Genomic DNA, 2,284 nt, shown 5'->3' with positions numbered 1-2,284 from the left:
ACCCGATACGACAAGCTCGCAGTCCGCTTCCAAGCCGTTCTGACCATCACCATCATCACCGAGTGGCTCTGACCGGCTTATGAAACACGCCTTAGATCAAGGCGGCCCGCAAGCGGGCCGCGCCGGCCCGGCCCCGGCCTGCTGGCGACCTCCGGCCGGCATCGGCCGGGCCGGCCGGCAACACCACGTGTCGCCGCTCGACCTCCGGCCGGCATCGGCCGGGCCGGCCGGCAACACCACGTGTCGCCGCTATCGAACGGCTCGGGTGTCGCCGAGAAAGAGTGCCGACAGCTTCGGCAGCCGACGACGCACCTCCGCAGAATCGCCGAGGTCGAACCTCACCCCGGGTGAGTGCTTGTCGTCGGCCTCCTGCGCGTCGCGCTCCTGCACCGCGTCCCAGAAGGCGTCGTCGTCGCCGATAACCCGTCCATAGACCTGCGCGGCGACGTGCTCCAGCGGCTCCATGTACAAGACCAACGCGTCCACCTCGCCACGGGCGATCCGCTGGACCAAGGGGTGATCGGCAAGAGCGTCGGGGTCCGTCACGATCCTCTCGAACGCATCATGGCCAAGCCCGATCAACCCCGCCCGGAAGCCGCTGAAGCTGTCGTCTGAGCAAAATCCCCACATCAGCTCCGCCGCTGCCCACAGGTTCCACTGGAAGGCCCTGCGATGCGCACGGCGAAAACAGCGATCGAAATCAAGGACCTCGTCCGGCGTGGCCGCCGCCAGCCGGGCAGCCAGGACCTCGGCGATGTCGCGGCCCAACGTGCTGCTATCACTGGCCTCCCGCCGCGCCTCGTCCACGAGCAGCCAGAAGTCGCCCATTTGCATCCGCGCAGTCTGCCAGACCATCAACGCTCTCCCGCTGAACCATCCCGCCAGCCCGGGGCACCGCCCCCACAGCCAGCGCACCATGACCAGGTCCGGGATCACTCCGTCCCCCGGTGCTCGACTCTCCACGCCTCTCGGCCGGCGTCAAGGGCGCTTCGCGTCGGCTACACCGATGGCCTGCGGCCACCCTTGACCCCGAGCGAGAGCCGAGGATCTGGCACCTATCCGGGGGACGGGGGCAGAGCGGCGACAGTCGGACGCGCCGGGCCATCCACGAGCCAGTAACCGTGGCGCCCAGCGGGCATGGTTGGGCACCAGGGGCACCCACCTTCGTCGTCGGACGCAGGCGTTCCAGGCATTACGGCCGGGCGAGCGCGCTCTTCCAAACTGAAGGTGCGATGCCTAGCCGGCGATGCAGGATGGATCATCAGCGCATGGGCGTCCAGGCATCTCTTTGGCAGGCGGGGAGGCAGCTGCTCGGGCTGCCCGACCCCGCTGGCGGGACGTTTGACTCGGCAGGCGACTTCGACCGGGTGCTAGGGAGGGAAGATCCCAGCTTGCCCCTGCTTAGTCGTGTCGATCCCTACGGCGACGTGCAGTTCATGCCGTCCGACATGCCGCAGCTTCTCTCCGAGATTGAGAGGCTGTTGCCCTCCGCGGCAAGGGCCGGAGCGCCGTGGCCTAGAGAGGCTGCGGATCTTGGGTGAGGCATGCGCGACGATGGCAGATGCATCGATCTCGTTCGAAGGGGACTGACAACGCGACGGGCAGGACCCGGCGTGCCATTGGGCGAGGACAACAGGGGCCAGCCGAGGCCACGAAGGACTGCCGAGACCAGGCCGCCAAGCCGGTGGCCTGCCCGAGACCGACAATTCCCAAACTGACGTTCGGAACCGACCCCGCCATGCTCACAGTCAGTCCTTCAGTCGTCGGGGCGTCTGTGCCATGAGGTCCTCAGCACGTCGGCGCCGGAGCTCCACCACGATCAGTGCCGTTGCGGTCAGCAGTGTCACCGGCGCGAGGGCCACGAAGCCGAGGGCCCCGATGTTCGGCGAGATGATCGCGGTGAGGACGCTTGCGACCAGGAGAAGGGGCCAGGACCATGCCAGGATGCCCGGTGCCCAGAATCGCCACGGTGACGTCCCTGGCATTGCTTCCCACTGGTTCAGATGACCGAGTAGCGCGCTGATCACGCTCGACCACACGCCTAGTAGGAACAGGAAGCACAGGAGCGGTCCTAGGCCATCGGGCACGGCAAGATTCTGCTGTCCCGTTCCATTCAGCCGCAAGGTGGCAGCCCTTGACGCCGGAGCTGGTATGTCGGGGAGGCGGGTCCGCAGCAATCGCATCCGAGATGACAGACATCCCATGAGCTTTGGAGTCAAGCTGCGGCGTCTTGGTGGTGCTCTTCGTGGTGTCGCCAGGCGGTGATCTCGTCGTAGCGGGTGCC

Annotated in this window: 3 protein-coding genes; 1 reads left to right on the top strand and 2 read right to left on the bottom strand. The window is 67.1% G+C overall.

Features of this window, described 5'->3' with window-relative positions; all coding sequences use genetic code 11:
* Positions 1-249: 249 nt before the first annotated feature.
* A complete protein-coding gene (locus tag ACFYOS_RS36325) occupies positions 250-834 on the bottom strand; it encodes a DUF4240 domain-containing protein (protein ID WP_387151868.1) in 585 nt (194 codons plus the stop codon).
* A 434-nt stretch (positions 835-1,268) separates the two neighbouring features.
* Between ACFYOS_RS36325 and ACFYOS_RS36320 the strand changes: the two genes are divergently transcribed.
* The gene (locus tag ACFYOS_RS36320; protein WP_387151865.1) at positions 1,269-1,541 is read left to right on the top strand and encodes a hypothetical protein; all 273 of its coding nucleotides are present in this window, start codon (positions 1,269-1,271) and stop codon (positions 1,539-1,541) included.
* Positions 1,542-1,748: 207 nt separating this feature from the next.
* Here ACFYOS_RS36320 and ACFYOS_RS36315 read toward each other — a convergent pair whose 3' ends face one another.
* Positions 1,749-2,087, bottom strand: coding sequence for a hypothetical protein (locus tag ACFYOS_RS36315; RefSeq protein WP_387151862.1), 339 nt, complete (start codon positions 2,085-2,087; stop codon positions 1,749-1,751).
* Positions 2,088-2,284 lie beyond the last annotated feature (197 nt).

The organism is Micromonospora sp. NPDC005806 (genome assembly GCF_042871425.1).
Lineage (GTDB): Bacteria > Actinomycetota > Actinomycetes > Mycobacteriales > Micromonosporaceae > Micromonospora.
This window is presented reverse-complemented; position numbering and strand designations above follow the sequence as displayed.